Origin of the sequence: Streptomyces sp. NPDC006624 (genome assembly GCF_040611555.1) — a bacterium.
GTDB lineage: Bacteria > Actinomycetota > Actinomycetes > Streptomycetales > Streptomycetaceae > Streptomyces.
Genome location: NZ_JBEXOM010000003.1, coordinates 64,770 through 79,874 on the forward strand (window position 1 = coordinate 64,770; position 15,105 = coordinate 79,874).

Here is a 15,105-nt window from a genome sequence, read left to right on the forward strand (position 1 = left end):
GTGACGGCGGCCGGTGACGGGCCCTGGCTCGACGACGCGGCCGGGCGGCTGGTGCGCCCGTTCACGGTCAGCAACGGCCGCACCCTTCCCACCGTCGCGCTCGACCTCATGTCGCAGCTGATGGCCACCGGGGCGACCCCCCTCGGCTACCTCGGCCCTGAGCACGCGCAGGCGCTCGACCTGTGCCGCGCGCCCGTCCCGGTCGCCGAGGTCGCCGCCCATCTGGGACTGCCGGTGGCCGTCACCAAGGTGCTGCTGGCGGACCTCGTCGACTGCGGGGCGCTCACCACCAAGCCCCCCGCGTTCCACCACAACCCGACGGACCGGGCCCTTCTGGAGGCAGTGCTCGATGGACTACGACGACAGCTTTGACCACGCCGGCGGACCGGGCCACGGCGCCGACCCGTTCCCCACCGCGCTGAAGATCCTCGTGGCGGGCGGATTCGGCGTGGGCAAGACGACCTTCGTCGGCGCGGTCAGCGAGATCGCGCCGCTCAGCACGGAGGAGCTGCTCACCACCGTCAGTGCCGCGACCGACAACCTCGACGGCATCGAGAACAAGGTCGAGACGACCGTGGCCATGGACTTCGGCCGCATCACCCTCGACCCGCGCAACGTGCTGTACTTGTTCGGCACCCCCGGGCAGGAGCGGTTCTGGTTCATGTGGGACGAGTTGTGCGAGGGCGCGCTCGGAGCGGTGATCCTCGCCGACACCCGCAGGCTGCAGGAGTGCTTCGCGGCCGTCGACTTCTTCGAGCAGCGCGGGCTCGGCTTCATCGTCGCCGTCAACGAGTTCGACGGCGCCCACCGCTACGACCCCGAGGAGGTGCGAGGCGCCCTCGACCTGCCCGACGAGGTCCCCGTCGTGTGCTGCGACGCCCGGATCTCCAGCTCCGGGGTGCAGACCCTGCTGACCCTGGTACGCCACCTCATCGACCACACGCCCGCCCCCGCGACGGGGTCCGGCGCCCACCGGTGATCCGCCCGACCCGTCAGGAGTCCCGTATGACGCATGCCCACACCCCGGGAGCCCGCCCATGAGCTACGACCCGCCGCGCCCGGCCGGTCGTCTGCTCCTCACACCCGAGGACACGGAGGCCCCCGCCCGCGCCCGCCGGCTGCGCGGGCTGGGCCTGGGGGAACACCCCGAACCCGCACTCGACGCCTTCGCGTACCGCCTCGCCGAGCTCACCGGGGCGCCGTACGCCATGGTCAACTTCCCCGGTGAACAAGGCCAGTTCTACGCGGGCCTGTGCGTGCCGGCCGTGGCGCCCCTGGTGCGCGACGACGGCACCAGCCCTCACCTCGGCCGCACCCTGCCCCGCGACCATGGTTTCTGCCCCCACGTGGTGGCGCGTCGCAAGGCCCTGGCCCTGGAGGACGTGCGCGACTACCCGCGGTTCGCGGGCAACCCGGTCGTCGACGAGTTCGGAGTCCGCTCCTATCTGGGGGCGCCCCTCATCGACGGCGCCGGGCTGGTGCTCGGCACGGTCAGTGTCGCCGACGTCGAGCCCCGGGCCTGGGGCACGGCGGGGCTGACGGCGATCAAGGAGCACGCCGCGCGGCTCGCGCTGCAACTCCAGGGGCGGGACGACCTGCTGCCCTACTGACGCCCCGGTCCCCGGCCGTTACCGGCGACGGCGTGAAGGAAAGCTGAGGCGGCGCTTAAGAAAACCTCGATGGACCCGTGCCACCGCCGTACGGCAGATTGCTGTGCGATTCCACTCCTCTCCCGGCCAGGGGCTGCTTCGGCGTGCCCGGAGCCGGGACCCACCTTCAGGAGCCGCAGCGGTGAAGGCACTGGTCAAGCAGAAGGCGGAGCCCGGACTCCGGCTCACGGACGTCCCCGAGCCGGTGATCGGGCCGGGCGACGTCCTGATCAAGGTGCTGCGCACCGGCATCTGCGGCACGGACCTGCACATCCGCGCCTGGGACGGCTGGGCGCAGCAGGCCATCCGCACCCCGCTGGTGGTCGGTCACGAGTTCGTCGGCGAGGTCGTCGAGACCGGACGCGACGTCACCGACATCGCCGTCGGCGACCGGGTGAGCGGCGAGGGCCACCTGGTGTGCGGCAAGTGCCGCAACTGCCTGGCCGGCCGCCGCCACCTGTGCCGGGCCACGGTCGGACTGGGCGTGGGCCGCGACGGGGCGTTCGCCGAGTACGTCGCCCTGCCCGCCGGGAACGTCTGGGTGCACCGGGTGCCCGTCGACCTGGACGTGGCCGCCATCTTCGACCCGTTCGGCAACGCGGTGCACACCGCGCTGTCGTTCCCGCTCGTCGGCGAGGACGTGCTGATCACCGGCGCGGGCCCCATCGGCCTGATGGCCGCCGCCGTGGCCCGGCACGCCGGCGCCCGCAACGTCGTGATCACCGACGTCAGCGAGGAGCGGCTGGAGCTGGCCCGCAAGATCGGCGTGAGCCTGGCGCTCGACGTGTCCGGGGCGGCCATCGCCGACGGACAGCGCGCCCTGGGGCTGCGCGAGGGCTTCGACATCGGCCTGGAGATGTCCGGCCGCCCCGAGGCGCTGCGCGACATGATCGCCAACATGACGCACGGCGGCCGCATCGCCATGCTCGGCCTGCCAGCCGAGGAGTTCCCCGTCGACTGGGCCAGGATCGTCACCTCGATGATCACCCTCAAGGGCATCTACGGCCGGGAGATGTTCGAGACCTGGTACGCCATGTCCGTGCTGCTCGAAGGCGGCCTCGACCTGGCGCCCGTCATCACCGGCCGCTACAGCCACCGCGACTACGAGGCGGCGTTCGAGGACGCGGCGAGCGGCCGCGGCGGCAAGGTCATCCTCGACTGGACCGCGTAACTCCCCCTTTCCGCACGCCTTTTCAGGAGCCTTCCCATGTTCGACTCCGTGCGCGACGACCTGCGCGCCACCCTCGACGAGATCCGCGCCGCCGGACTGCACAAGCCCGAGCGCGTGATCGGCACCCCGCAGTCCGCCACCGTGAACGTCACCGCGGGCGGCCGTCCCGGCGAGGTCCTCAACTTCTGCGCCAACAACTACCTCGGCCTCGCCGACCACCCCGAGGTGATCGCCGCCGCCCACGAGGCCCTGGACCGCTGGGGCTACGGCATGGCCTCGGTGCGCTTCATCTGCGGCACGCAGGAGGTGCACAAGGAACTGGAGGCCCGCCTGTCGGCGTTCCTCGGCCAGGAGGACACGATCCTGTACTCCTCCTGCTTCGACGCCAACGGCGGTGTCTTCGAGACGCTGCTCGGCCCCGAGGACGTGGTCATCTCCGACGCCCTCAACCACGCGTCGATCATCGACGGCATCCGGCTCTCCAAGGCCCGCCGCCTGCGGTACGCCAACCGCGACCTCGCCGAGCTGGAGGCGCGGCTGAAGGAGGCCTCCGACGCGCGCCGCCGCCTGATCGTCACCGACGGCGTCTTCTCCATGGACGGCTACGTGGCCCCGCTGCGCGAGATCTGCGACCTCGCCGACCGCTACGACGCCATGGTCATGGTCGACGACTCGCACGCCGTCGGCTTCGTCGGCCCCGGCGGTCGCGGCACCCCCGAACTGCACGGCGTGCTGGACCGCGTGGACATCATCACCGGCACCCTCGGCAAGGCCCTCGGCGGCGCCTCCGGCGGCTACGTCGCCGCCCGCGCCGAGATCGTCGCCCTGCTGCGCCAGCGTTCCCGGCCGTACCTCTTCTCCAACACCCTGGCCCCGGTGATCGCGGCCGCCTCCCTGAAGGTGCTCGATCTGCTGGAGGCCGCGGACGACCTGCGCGTCCGGCTCGCCGAGAACACCGCCCTGTTCCGCCGCCGGATGACCGAGGAGGGCTTCGACGTCCTCCCCGGCGACCACCCCATCGCCCCGGTGATGATCGGGGACGCGGCGGTGGCCGGGCGCATGGCCGAACTCCTGCTGGAGCGCGGCGTGTACGTGATCGGCTTCTCCTACCCGGTCGTGCCGCAGGGCCAGGCCCGCATCCGCGTCCAGCTGTCGGCCGCGCACTCCACGGACGACGTGAACCGCGCCGTGGACGCCTTCGTCGCGGCCCGGACGGAGCTGGAGGCCGAAAACAGCCGATGACCTGAGAGAATCGGTCGCATGATCGAGGCACGGCGGCTCCACATCCTCCGTGCGGTGGCCGACCACCGCACGGTCACGGCGGCTGCCGCCGCGCTGTACCTGACCCCGTCGGCCGTGTCCCAGCAGCTCGCCGCGCTGGAGCAGGAGACCGGCCACCGGCTCGTCGAGCGCGGCGCCAAGGGCGTACGGCTGACCCCCGCGGGCGAGATCCTGCTCAACCACACCAACGCGGTCCTCGCCCAGCTGGAGCGGGCCGAGGCGGAGCTGGCCGCCTACAGCTCGGGCGCGGCCGGCACGGTCACGGTGGCCTCCTTCGCCACCGGCATCGCCCTGGTCGTGGCGCCCGCGGCGGCCCGCCTCGCCGCGTCGGCGCCCGGCATCCGCATCCGCGTCCAGGACGCCGAGGGCGACGCCAGCCTGCCGATGGTGCTGGACCGGCAGGTCGATGTCGCCGTGGCCGTCGAGTACCGGGGCGCCCCGCCCGCCGACGACCCGCGACTGGCCCACGTACCGCTGTACGCGGAGCCGTTCGACGCGGTCGTGCCGGTCACCCACCGCCTGGCCGACGCGGCCGAGGTGCCGCTCGCCGAACTGGCCAAGGACTCCTGGATCGGCCCCTACCCGGGCAACCCCTGCCATGACGTCGTCGTCCTGGCCTGCGAGAACGCCGGATTCCAGCCCCGTATGGAGCACTCCTCGGACGACTTCCGCGCGGTCGTGGCCCTCGCCTCGGCCGACGTGGGCGTGGCCCTCGTGCCGCGCTCGGCGCTGCGCGGCATGGACCTCGCCGGGGTCGTCGTCCGCCCCGTCGACGGCACGGCACCCACCCGGCGGGTCTTCGCCGCCGTGCGGCGGGGGGCCGAGGAGCACCCCCTGATCAGGCCGGTGCTGGACGCGCTCGCCGCCGCGGCCCGGGTGTGAGGACTCCGTAACCCCGCCGTCTCATATCCGGGATAGCGTCCCGGATATGAGAAGCGACGACGATCCGGACCCCGTCGACACCCGGCTGGGTGCCCGCCTGGCCGAACTGCGGGCCGGACAGGGCTGGTCCCTGGGGGAGCTGGCCGAGCGCAGCGGGGTGAGCCGGTCCACCCTGTCCCGGGCCGAACGGGCGGAGATCAGCCCCACCGCCTCCCTGCTGAACCGCCTCTGCGCCGTCTACGGACGCACCATGTCCCAGCTGCTCAGCGAGGTCGAGGCCGGGCCCGAGCCCGTGGTCCGGACCGCCGACCAGCCCGTCTGGCAGGACCGGGCCTCCGGGTTCACCCGGCGTTCGGTGTCGCCGCCGCACTCCGGGCTGCGCGGGGAACTCGTCGAGGGGCACCTGACCGCAGGCGCCGACCTCGCCTACGACCGCCCGCCCGTGGCCGGCCTGGAACAGCACATCTGGATCCTGGAAGGCGCCCTCGACGTGACCGCCGGGGAGACCGAGCACCACCTGCGCGCCGGGGACTGCCTGCGGATGCGGGTGTGGGGTCCGACCCGGTTCCGGTGCGCCGCTCCCGGGGGCGTGCGCTATCTGCTGGCGGTGGTGCGGCCGTGATGCGCCTGGACGCCGCCGGGCTGACCGAGCGCGCCGGGGAACTGGCGGGCCTGCTGGCCGACACCGTCGACGCGGGCGCCTCGATCGGCTTCCTCGCCCCGCTGGACCGCGCGGAGGCCCGCGCCTGGGTGGCGGGAGAGGGCGGCCGACGTGGCCGCGGGCCGGCTCGCCGTGTGGGCGGCGTACGACGGCGACCGGCTGCTGGGCACTGTCGGTCTGGCCTTTCCCGGCAAGGCCAACAGCCGGCACCGCGCCGAACTCGTCAAGCTGATGGTGTGCCCGCGCGCCCGCGGGCGCGGTCTCGGCCGCCGGCTGCTGGCCGTCGCCGAGGACGCCGCCGCGGCCGCCGGGGTGACCCTGCTGCACCTGGACACCGAGACCGGCAGCCCGGCGGAGCACCTGTACCGCTCCGCCGGCTGGACCGCGATCGGCGCGATACCCGACTACGCGGCGAGCCCCGACGGCGTGCTGCGGCCGACGACGATCTACTTCAAGCGGATCGCGGCAGCGGCTCCCGCAACGGCTCCCGCCAGGTGATTGTCAGCGGCAGCCGCTACGGTGCCTGCCATGCCGGATGCCGAAGACGTACGTCGTATCGCCCTGTCCCTGCCGGACACGACGGAGAAGATCGCCTGGAGCATGCCCACGTTCCGGGTCGCGGGCAAGATGTTCGCCACACTGCCGGAGGAGGAGACCTCCGTCGCCGTGCGCTGCCCCAAGGAGGAGCGCGACGAACTGGTGCTGGCCGAGCCGGAGAAGTTCTGGATCGCCGGCCACGAGGCGCAGTTCGCCTGGGTGCGCGCCCGGCTCGACGCGCTGGACGACGAGGCCGAACTGCGGGACATCCTCGCCGACTCCTGGCGCCAGGCGGCCCCCGCGTCCCTGCTGGAGGCCCACCCCCGGCTGGGCCTGCCCGCGACGGGCTGAACTTCCCTGGAGCACACCGGGCCCCTGGGCCACTGCCAATCCCCGGGGCCACGCCAGGCCCCGGGGTCACACCGGGGCTCTGGGGTTACACGGGCGCCGCGGCCCCGGCGAAAGCCCGGATGCGCTCCCGCAGCGAGCGGGCGTCGAGGCCGTGCGCGGCGACGTGCTCCTCCACCTGCCCGTACCGGCGCAGTTCACGGCGCCCGACGCCCAGCCCCAGCACCCGGTGCGGCACATCGGCCAGCGCGTCGTTCGCGGCGGCCGTCGACGTGCCGGCCAGGTACGGCTCGACCAGGACGACGTCCGTCCCGGCCGCCTCGGTGGCCCGGCGCAGGGCCGCCCCGTCGAAGGGACGGACGGTCGTCGCGTACAGCACGGTCACATCCAGGCCCTCGGTCGCCGCGAGCACGGCGTCGAGCATCGGCCCGACGGCGACCACGACGCCCGAGCGTCCCTCGCGGACGGTGCGGAACCGCTCCCCGTCGACGGGCAGCGCCCGTGCGTTGGACTGCACGGAGAGCCGGACGTACACCTTGTCGTCGCCCGCGGCGACCGCGTGCCGCAGCAGCGTCTCGGCCTCGTCCGGGTGGCCCGGCACATGGACGGTCCAGCCGTCCAGGGTGTCGAGCAGCGCCACGTCGCCCGGCGCCATGTGGGTGTAGCCGCCCGCCGGCCAGTCGAAGGAGGCGGCCGCGCTCACCAGCACCGCCCCCGCCTCCTGGTGCCCGAGGTCCAGCTTGAGCTGCTCGAAGGGCCGCTCCACGAGGAAGCTGGCGAAGGTGTGCACGACGGGCCGCAGCCCCGTCAGCGCCAGCCCTGCCGCCGCCCCGACCAGGAGCTGCTCCCGGATGCCGACGTTGACGACCCGGTCGGGATGCCGGCGCGCCGCCCCGGCGAAGCCGTCGACGCCGATCTCGGCGAGGACCACGGCGACCCGGGGGTCCTCGTCGAGCAGCCGGGAGACGACAGGGGCGAAACGGTCACGCATGGTGTCCATGGGGTACGGATTCCTTTCCAGTGGGCCGCGGGTCAGGCGGACTTGGGCTCGACCCGCGCCACCACCACGCGCGGGCGGCCCGGGTGGGGTGCGATGAAGGCGGCGTACAGGGCCTCGTGGTCACGGCCGTCGACGGTCAGCGCGGACCAGCCCGCGGCCTCGAAGCGGGCGGCGATCCCGCCGGGCCGTGCGTGGCTCGCCGAGGCGTTGTCGACGACGACGGTGTGCAGCCGGTCGAGTCCGGCGGGCCCGGCGAAGGCGATCGCCTCGTGGTTGCTGCCCTCGTCCAGCTCGGCGTCCCCGATCAGCGTCCACACCCGCGGCTCGTCGAGCCCCTGGGCGCGCAGCCCGAGTGCCGTGCCGACGGCGATGGGCAGCCCGTGCCCGAGGGATCCGCTGCCGATCTCGGCCCCCGGCACGAGCGTGCGGTCGGGGTGGTGGCCGAGCGGGGAGTCGTAGGAGCCGAAGCCCGGCAGCCACTCCACCGGCACGAAGCCCTTGGCGGCCAGCACGGCGTAGTACGCCATCGGCCCGTGCCCCTTCGACAGCAGGAACCGGTCCCGCTCCGGGTCGTCCCGCCGCGCCGGGTCCACCCGGAGCACCCGGTCGTACAGCACCCACAGCACGTCCAGCGTGGACGTCGCGGCCGGGCCGTGCTTCTCGTCGCCGGTCATCAGGCCCATGAGTTCCGGCAGGTCGGCGTAGGTGCGGGTGAGTGTCGTCTCGGTCATGACCACGAGCGTGCAACCTCAAGCAAAGTCGAGGTCAAGCCGCCGCTCCACGGAAACGGATGCGCGATCACCGGCACGAGTGCGGTATTGTTTCCCTGCGCGTTCGGCCGGGGGAAACCTCCAGGTCAGACGGGCAACGGGACGTGGCGCAGCTTGGTAGCGCACTTGACTGGGGGTCAAGGGGTCGCAGGTTCAAATCCTGTCGTCCCGACTGTCGAGGCAGTCACTCAGAGGCCGTATCGGATTCAGCCGGTACGGCCTTCTTGCCGTCCTGTTCCCTTCGCCCGGCGGAGAGCAGCGGGCGGCGGTCGCTGGTGGCGATTCTCGTCGCCATCTCGGCCAGCTGCCCGCAGGCCTGCGCGATCTCGCGCTCGGTGCGGGCGCGTTCGGCGACGGCGGCTCCGAGTACCAGCGCGGTCAGTGAGGCCGAGGCGTTGAACGCCTGCAGGGTGAGCATGTCGGTGAACAGGTCGTGGCCGAGGAACGGGCCCTTCTGCTGGCCAGCCACGATGATCGCGAAGATCGAGACGGCGAGCGCGCAGGGCGCCGCCCCGGGCAGCTGGAAACGGAAGGCGGCCCAGATCAGCAGCGGGAAGCCGAGGAACAGCAGCGGTGTGCTGTTGTTGGTCTCCAGCACGCCGACACCGGCCGTGGCCAGTGCCAGCAGGACCGCCTCCGCCCAGCGCGACGGCGGGACGCCCCTGGGCCACCGTGCCCGGGGGAGCACCAGGAGCAGCGGGGTGACCGTCAGGACGCCCATCGCGTCGCCGGTCCACCACACCGACCAGGTCGTCCAGAAGTCGCCGGTGTCCAGCGCATCGGTCAGCGCGAGGGTTCCGCTGCCGATCGAGGCGCTGACCAGCATCCCCGTGAAGGCGCCGAGGAGGATCAGCGCGAGCGCGTCCCGCAGCCGGTTCAGGTCGGTGTGGAAGCCCGCGCGCCGCAGCAGCAGGTACGAGCAGAGCGGGGCGAGCGTGTTGCCCACGGCGATCGCGAGGACGGCCGCGAGGGACGGTCCGAGCGTGATGTTGGCCAGGAACGCGCCCAGCGCGATCCCGGGCCAGACCCGCGGTCCGCGCAGCAGCAGGCTCGCCAGGGCGATGCCGCTCGGGGGCCACAGGGGCGTGACCTGGCCGCGCACCAGCTGCTGGAGGAACCCCAGCTCGGCCGAGCCGTAGTAGAGCGCGGCGACGACGAGGATCTCCAGTACGGCCGAGGCGCCGCGCCGGGACCCTGCGTGCCGCGCGAACGTCATCGGCACCTCCGCATCGCCGCTGTTTCGACCATCATCCGCCCGATGACGCGGATCCTCCACCAGCGCACTTCCCGGGCGGGGAAGAGCCGGGCGTCATGCGGGCGGGGTGCGCAGGGCCAGGAGGGCGAGGTCGTCGTGACCGTCGCTGGGGTGCTGGTCGGCCAGCGCGCACGCGAACTCCTGCAGCGGCAGGGCGGCGTGGGCGGCGGCCAGCTCGGCCAGCTCGGCCAGGCTCGTGTCGATGGCGCGGGCGGGGTGCTCGATCAGGCCGTCGGTGAAGAAGACCAGCGTGGTGTCCGGCGGCAGGTGGCGGGAGTGGTCCGGGCGGGGCTCCTCCGGGTCGACGCCCAGGGGCAGCCCCGGCTCGGCGGACAGGATCTCGACCCGGCCGTCCGGGGTGATCAGCAGGGGCGGCACATGACCCGCCGAACTCCACCACAGCCGCCAGCCGGGCCCCGCCGGCTCGATCCGTGCCAGGGTCGTGGTGGTGACCGGGTTGGGGGTGACCGCCTGGAGAGTGCGGTCGAGACGGCTCAGGACCGCGCCGGGCGAGGTGCTCCGGTCGAACAGCAGGGCGCGCAGCATGTTGCGGGTGGAGGCCATGGCGGCCGCGGCCTGCAGATCGTGCCCGACCACGTCACCGATGACGACCGCCACGGCACCGCCGGGCAGCGGGATCGCGTCGTACCAGTCCCCGCCGAGCTGGCTGGGTTCGGCCGCCGGGCGGTAGACGGCGGCGGCGGTGAACGGCCGCAGGTCGGGCAGGGTCGGCAGCAGCAGCCGCTGGAACTGCTCGGCTCCGACCCGCACCCGCTCGAACAGCCGGACGTTCTCGATGGCGATGCCGGCGGCGCTGGCCAGTGCCAGGACCACGTTCTCGTCGTGGACGTCGAAGGGCTGCCCGTCGCGCCGCTCGGAGAGGTACAGATCGCCGTAGATCTCGCCGCGGACGCTGATGGCCACGCCGAGCAGGGTCCGCATGTGCGGATGGCCGGGCGGGAAACCGGCGGAGGACGGGTGGGCCGGGATGTCGTCGACCCGCAGCGGCTCGGGGTGGCTGATCAGATGGCCGAGGACACCCCGGCCGCTGGGCAGGTCGGTACCGCTCAGGCTGTCCCGTTCCTGCGTGGACAGACCCGCGGTGATGAACGCGTCCAGGCGCTCACCGGACTCGCTGAGCACGCCCAGCGCCCCGTACCGGGCGCCGACCAGCTCCATGGCGGTGGTCACGATGCGGTGCAGCACCGCCGGCAGCTCCACCTCCCGGCTGATGGCCACCACCGCGTCCAGCAGGCCCTGCATGCGGTCCATGGCGTCCAGCAGCGTGCGCAACTGGTCGTCGATCCGGCCCAGCTCGGACCGCAGGCGTTCGTGCAGTTCGGGCAAGGGAGTCCGGCCCGGGAGCTGCTCGTCGTCGTCTGCTGCCATCACGTAGCGTCCCATCGGCCGAGGACGGACACGTGATAGAGCTTAGTGCCTCAGATCACACATCCCGCATGCGCGAGCGCCTGCTTCAGCAGCACCCCGTGGCCGCCCGGCATCTCGCTCTGCACCGCCGGGGAGACGGCCTCGTGCGGGCTGAACCACACCAGGTCGAGCGCGTCCTGCCGGGGCCGGCAGTCGCCCGTCACCGGCACGATGTAGGCGAGGGACACCGCGTGCTGACGGGGGTCGTGGTACGGCGTGACGCCCTGCGTCGGGAAGTACTCCGCGACGGTGAACGGCTGGAGCGACGCGGGGACGCGGGGCAGCGCGACCGGGCCGAGGTCCTTCTCCAGATGGCGCAGGAGGGCGTCACGGACGCGTTCGTGGTGGAGCACGCGGCCGGAGACCAGTGTCCGGCTGACCGTACCGTCGGGCCCGATGCGCAGCAGCAGGCCGACACTGGTGACTTCGCCGCTGTCGTCGACGCGGACCGGGACGGCCTCGACGTACAGGATCGGCATGCGGGCGCGTGTCATCTCCAGTTCGTCGGAGGACAGCCAGCCGGGCGTGGTTTCGGTCATGTCAGACATCGCTTGATCATACTTTCAGCCGTTCGGACTTCCTGGATAGCCGCTCCGCGGGAACTGTGACCGTCCACACGCCGTTCCGTCCTCTCCCGGCATGTCGTCCGGCAGCCCGTAGACCCGCAGGGCGTTGTCCCGGCCGGTCCAGCGCGCGATCCGCAGCGCGTCCGGCAGGGAGAACTCGTCGGCGTCGACCCGGTCCTGGAGCAGTCCGGCCAGCCCCTGCCGGAAGGCGAGCGCCCCGAGGTGGAAGAACTCGGGCACCCCGTAGGCGTCGGAGCTGTACAGCAGCTTGCGGAACGGAGTGATCTCCAGGGCCTCCGCGAGGATCGCGCCGGCCCGGGCCGGGCCGACGTGGTGCAGGGTGAGGCCGACGTCGAGGTACACCTGCTCGAAGACCGCCGAGAGGTAGGCGGCCTGCCGCTGGTAGGGCCAGCAGTGCAGGAACAGCACGGGGATCGTCCCGGCGATCCGGTGCAGCCAGTCCGTGAGGTGGGTGGGGTCGGACCGGTGCAGCCGGATGTCGGCGTCGCCGAAGCCGGTGTGCAGCTGGAGCGGCAGTCCGAGGTCGACGGCGGTCCACAGCAGGTGCCGGACGAGGACCGGGTCGTCGAGACGGCCGCCGCGCGCCGACCAGCGCCGGGCCGCCGCGGTGACCTCCTCGCCGGCGGGGCGGGCCGGGTCCAGGCCGAAGCCGGTGCGGTAGGCCGCCACCGACTTCACGGCCACCACACCGGGCCGCCGCACGGCCTCAAGCGCCGCCGCGCGGAAGGCCTCCCCGTAGGCATCCGGTTCCGTCCCTGCCGCCCTCACCGCCTCGGCGACGCCCTCCAGCCGGACGACCTCGTACGACGCTCCGCCCGCCGCCTCGGCGATCTCGCCCGGCGTGGTGAGCGGGTGCGGGGCGTACCCGGTGTCGACGCAGAAGACGTCCGTGCCCGCGGCGCGCAGGAAGCGCCGCCGCACCTCGCGCGGGCCGAGTGCGGCGCGCCGGGCGACGTACTCGTCGGCGGGGGAGTGCCGGGGCAGGTCCAGCAGGGGAGCGCAGTGGCGGCGTACGGCCACGCCGACCGGGCTGTCGAACGGCGAGACACCCGGCCACGCCTCGCCCTCGGTCAGCAGCGACTCGAAGGCCGCGCGGTCGAGCCCGGTGGTGACGGTGCCGTGGCAGTGGTGGTCGACCAGCCCCAGCGCGTCCAGCGCCTCGCGGACCGCGCCCACGTCAGTACACCCACCGGTAGGCGGCCGCCACCTGCTCGTCGTCCAGCCCGGCGACGGACGCGAGCTCGCCGCGCCGTACGGCGATCACCGCGTCGGCCAGAACCGGGCCGAGCGCCGCCCGCAGCACCCCGTCCGCGCGGAACTCCTCGACGGCCTGCTCCAGCGTGACCGGCAGCCGCCGGACGCCCCGGGCCTCCGCCGCCTGCGCCGTCCCGGCCGCCGCCGGCCGCGCCGGGTCGCCGGTGGTCTCCCCGGGCAGGGCGGCGCGGGAGGTGAGGCCGTCCAGTCCGGCGGCGATCAGGGAACCGATGGCGAGATAGGGGTTGGCGGCCAGGTCGACGGGCTTGATCTCCAGGTTGGCCGCCCGGTCGCGCTGCCCGGCCGTGCCGGTGACGACGCGCAGCGCGGTCTCCCGGGTCTCGTGGCCCCAGGCGGTGAACACCCCGGCCCACTGGGAGGGCCTGAGCCGCAGATGGCTGGCGGGGCTCGGAGCCGTCACGGCCGTGAGCGCGGGCAGGTGGGCGAGGATCCCCGCCGTGAACGACTCGGCGTCCGCGGTCATGCCGTACCGGCCCTCGCCCCCGGAGTGCAGGTTGACGCCGTCGCGCCACGCGGAGAGGTGGACGTGCCCGCCGTTGCCGACGCCCTGCCCGACGACGGCCGGGGCGAAGGAGACGCGGAAGCCGTGCCGCAGGGCGACCGCCCGGACCGTCTGCCGGACCAGGACGCTGCGGTCGGCCGCGGCCACCGGGTCGAGGGCGCCCACCGAGATCTCGAACTGCCCGGGAGCGTACTCGGGATGGACCTGTTCGACGTCGATGCCCTGCGCCGCGCACGCCCGGAGCAGCTCGGCGGTGCAGTCGCCGAGTTCGACCTGCCGGACGGCCCCGTAGGCCGGGCCGGTCGTGGCGGGCACGAACGTGTCACCCGGCGCGTCGCCCCGGGCCATGGTCCACTCGACCTCCACGGCCGCCCGGAAGGTCAGCCCGTGCCGCTCCGCCGCGTCGGTCACGATCCGCCGCAGCAACGTGCGCGTGCAGCCGGGATGCCGTTCCCCGTCCTGGGTGACCCGGTCGACCGGCGCCCACGCCCAGCCCGGCTGCCCCGCCAGCACCACCAGCCGGTCCAGGTCCGGGTAGAGACGCAGGTCGCCGTCGGGGGAGCCGAGGACGTCGGTGGTGACGACGGAGTCGTTCGCCAGGAACGTGTCGAACACCGGCGACATGCCGACACCCCACGCGACGGCCGAGGCGAGCCGGGCCACCGGGACGGTCTTCACCCGGCCGACGCCCGCCGTGTCGACATAGGCGAGCACCACGCCGTGCACGCCCCGCCCGGCGAGTTCGCCGCTGAGCGCGGTGGCCCGCTCGACCTCGCCGGCGCGGCCGCCGGGCACCGGATCGGCCAGGGTGGTCATGCGTCCTCCTCGCTGCTCCTCGGTCCTCCCCGGCGGTCGGCCGCCGCCGCGGGTCAGGGCTTCACGGCCACCGCGCCGTACTGGGGCACCACGACGGCCGTGCCGGGCTCGGCGCGCCACTGCCCGCACGACACCATGCCCGGCTCCAGCACCTCCAGACCCTCGAAGAACGCCGCGATGTCCGCGCCGCTGCGGGCGGTGATCGGGGGCGTGGCGTTCTCGTTCCAGAACGCCATCGCCGGGATCTGGCCGGCGCCGCCGAGTTCGTCGTCGAACGTCGGGTGGGTGAGGACCAGGAAGCTGCCGGACGGCACCGCGGCCATCACCCGGCGCACGATGTCGCGGGCCTTGTCGGCGTCCAGGACGAAGTTGAGGATGCCCAGCATCATCACGGCGACCGGCTCGGTGAGATCCAGGGTCTGCCCGGCGCGTTCGACGATGGCGTCCGGGTCGTGCACGTCGGCGTCGATGTAGGCGGTGACGCCGTCCCGGGTGCCGGTCAGCAGGGTGCGGGCGTGCACCAGCACGATCGGGTCGTTGTCGACGTAGACGATGCGCGAGTCGGGGGCGATGCGCTGGGCGATCTCATGGGTGTTGTCCGCCGTCGGCAGGCCCGTGCCGATGTCGAGGAACTGCCGCACTCCGCGCTCACCGGCCAGGAACGACACGGCACGGCCCAGGAAGTCCCGGTCCGCCCGGGCGATGTCCCGGATGATCGGGAACATGCCGGCGACGTGCTCGCCGACCTGCTGGTCGACCTCGTAGTTGTCCTTGCCGCCGATCCAGTAGTTCCACACGCGCGCGTTGTGCGCCACACCGGTGTTCAGCCTCGCCGAGCCGCTCGGCGGGGTGTGGCTCTCACTCACGTCTCTTCCTCTCCTCGCCCGTGACGGCCGCGACCGGCCGTCGCCGCCATTGTGCCGCTCCCTTGATCACGCTGTCC

The 15,105-nt window shown here is 73.4% G+C and carries 16 protein-coding genes, 1 tRNA gene and 1 pseudogene; 10 read left to right on the forward strand and 8 right to left on the reverse strand.

Annotated features, from left to right (window positions below; all coding sequences use genetic code 11):
• The 9 genes and pseudogenes from ABZY20_RS06720 to ABZY20_RS06760 all read left to right on the forward strand — a co-directional run bounded on the left by ABZY20_RS06720 (window position 1) and on the right by ABZY20_RS06760 (window position 6,532).
• Complete coding sequence (locus tag ABZY20_RS06720; protein ID WP_356438652.1) at window positions 1-372, forward strand: DUF742 domain-containing protein; 372 nt, start codon at window positions 1-3, stop codon at window positions 370-372.
• On the forward strand, window positions 350-979 hold the full coding sequence (locus ABZY20_RS06725) for an ATP/GTP-binding protein (RefSeq protein WP_356437586.1): 630 nt from the start codon (window positions 350-352) through the stop codon (window positions 977-979). The genes ABZY20_RS06720 and ABZY20_RS06725 overlap by 23 nt, the downstream gene beginning before the upstream one ends.
• Before the next feature lie 58 nt (window positions 980-1,037).
• On the forward strand, window positions 1,038-1,610 hold the full coding sequence (locus ABZY20_RS06730) for a GAF domain-containing protein (RefSeq protein WP_356437589.1): 573 nt from the start codon (window positions 1,038-1,040) through the stop codon (window positions 1,608-1,610).
• Between the two features lie 181 nt (window positions 1,611-1,791).
• Window positions 1,792-2,820, forward strand: coding sequence for an L-threonine 3-dehydrogenase (gene tdh, locus ABZY20_RS06735; protein WP_356437592.1), 1,029 nt, complete (start codon window positions 1,792-1,794; stop codon window positions 2,818-2,820).
• A 36-nt stretch (window positions 2,821-2,856) separates the two neighbouring features.
• Entirely contained in the window at window positions 2,857-4,062 is a 1,206-nt protein-coding gene (locus ABZY20_RS06740; protein WP_356437595.1) for a glycine C-acetyltransferase, read from the forward strand.
• A gap of 18 nt (window positions 4,063-4,080) precedes the next feature.
• Entirely contained in the window at window positions 4,081-4,983 is a 903-nt protein-coding gene (locus ABZY20_RS06745) for a LysR family transcriptional regulator (protein WP_356437598.1), read from the forward strand.
• A gap of 46 nt (window positions 4,984-5,029) precedes the next feature.
• Window positions 5,030-5,605, forward strand: a complete 576-nt coding sequence (locus ABZY20_RS06750; protein WP_356437601.1) for a helix-turn-helix domain-containing protein — start codon at window positions 5,030-5,032, stop codon at window positions 5,603-5,605.
• Window positions 5,605-6,142, forward strand: a pseudogene (locus tag ABZY20_RS06755) (GNAT family N-acetyltransferase). The gene ABZY20_RS06750 and the pseudogene ABZY20_RS06755 overlap by 1 nt, the downstream one beginning before the upstream one ends.
• 30 nt (window positions 6,143-6,172) lie before the next feature.
• Window positions 6,173-6,532, forward strand: coding sequence for an MmcQ/YjbR family DNA-binding protein (locus tag ABZY20_RS06760; RefSeq protein ID WP_356437603.1), 360 nt, complete (start codon window positions 6,173-6,175; stop codon window positions 6,530-6,532).
• An 85-nt stretch (window positions 6,533-6,617) separates the two neighbouring features.
• Here the strand turns inward: ABZY20_RS06760 and ABZY20_RS06765 are convergent, their stop codons facing one another.
• Together ABZY20_RS06765 and ABZY20_RS06770 are read right to left on the reverse strand one after the other, a co-directional pair.
• Entirely contained in the window at window positions 6,618-7,529 is a 912-nt protein-coding gene (locus ABZY20_RS06765) for a transketolase (protein WP_356437605.1), read from the reverse strand.
• Window positions 7,530-7,561: 32 nt separating this feature from the next.
• Window positions 7,562-8,260, reverse strand: coding sequence for a transketolase (locus tag ABZY20_RS06770; RefSeq protein ID WP_356437607.1), 699 nt, complete (start codon window positions 8,258-8,260; stop codon window positions 7,562-7,564).
• Window positions 8,261-8,397: 137 nt separating this feature from the next.
• On the opposite strand from ABZY20_RS06770, the gene ABZY20_RS06775 reads away from it, so the two are divergent.
• Window positions 8,398-8,471, forward strand: a tRNA-Pro gene (locus tag ABZY20_RS06775).
• 12 nt (window positions 8,472-8,483) lie between these two features.
• Here ABZY20_RS06775 and ABZY20_RS06780 read toward each other — a convergent pair.
• From ABZY20_RS06780 to ABZY20_RS06805, 6 genes are all read right to left on the reverse strand, one after another.
• Window positions 8,484-9,515, reverse strand: coding sequence for an MASE1 domain-containing protein (locus ABZY20_RS06780; RefSeq protein ID WP_356437610.1), 1,032 nt, complete (start codon window positions 9,513-9,515; stop codon window positions 8,484-8,486).
• A gap of 93 nt (window positions 9,516-9,608) precedes the next feature.
• A complete protein-coding gene (locus ABZY20_RS06785) occupies window positions 9,609-10,826 on the reverse strand; it encodes a GAF domain-containing SpoIIE family protein phosphatase (RefSeq protein ID WP_356438654.1) in 1,218 nt (405 codons plus the stop codon).
• Between the two features lie 167 nt (window positions 10,827-10,993).
• Window positions 10,994-11,521, reverse strand: coding sequence for an NUDIX hydrolase family protein (locus tag ABZY20_RS06790; protein WP_356438657.1), 528 nt, complete (start codon window positions 11,519-11,521; stop codon window positions 10,994-10,996).
• A 24-nt stretch (window positions 11,522-11,545) separates the two neighbouring features.
• Complete coding sequence (locus ABZY20_RS06795) at window positions 11,546-12,745, reverse strand: amidohydrolase family protein (RefSeq protein ID WP_356437612.1); 1,200 nt, start codon at window positions 12,743-12,745, stop codon at window positions 11,546-11,548.
• 1 nt (window position 12,746) lies between these two features.
• Window positions 12,747-14,162, reverse strand: a complete 1,416-nt coding sequence (locus ABZY20_RS06800) for a glutamine synthetase family protein (protein WP_356437614.1) — start codon at window positions 14,160-14,162, stop codon at window positions 12,747-12,749.
• A 53-nt stretch (window positions 14,163-14,215) separates the two neighbouring features.
• A complete protein-coding gene (locus ABZY20_RS06805; protein ID WP_356437617.1) occupies window positions 14,216-15,028 on the reverse strand; it encodes an SAM-dependent methyltransferase in 813 nt (270 codons plus the stop codon).
• Window positions 15,029-15,105: the final 77 nt, after the last annotated feature.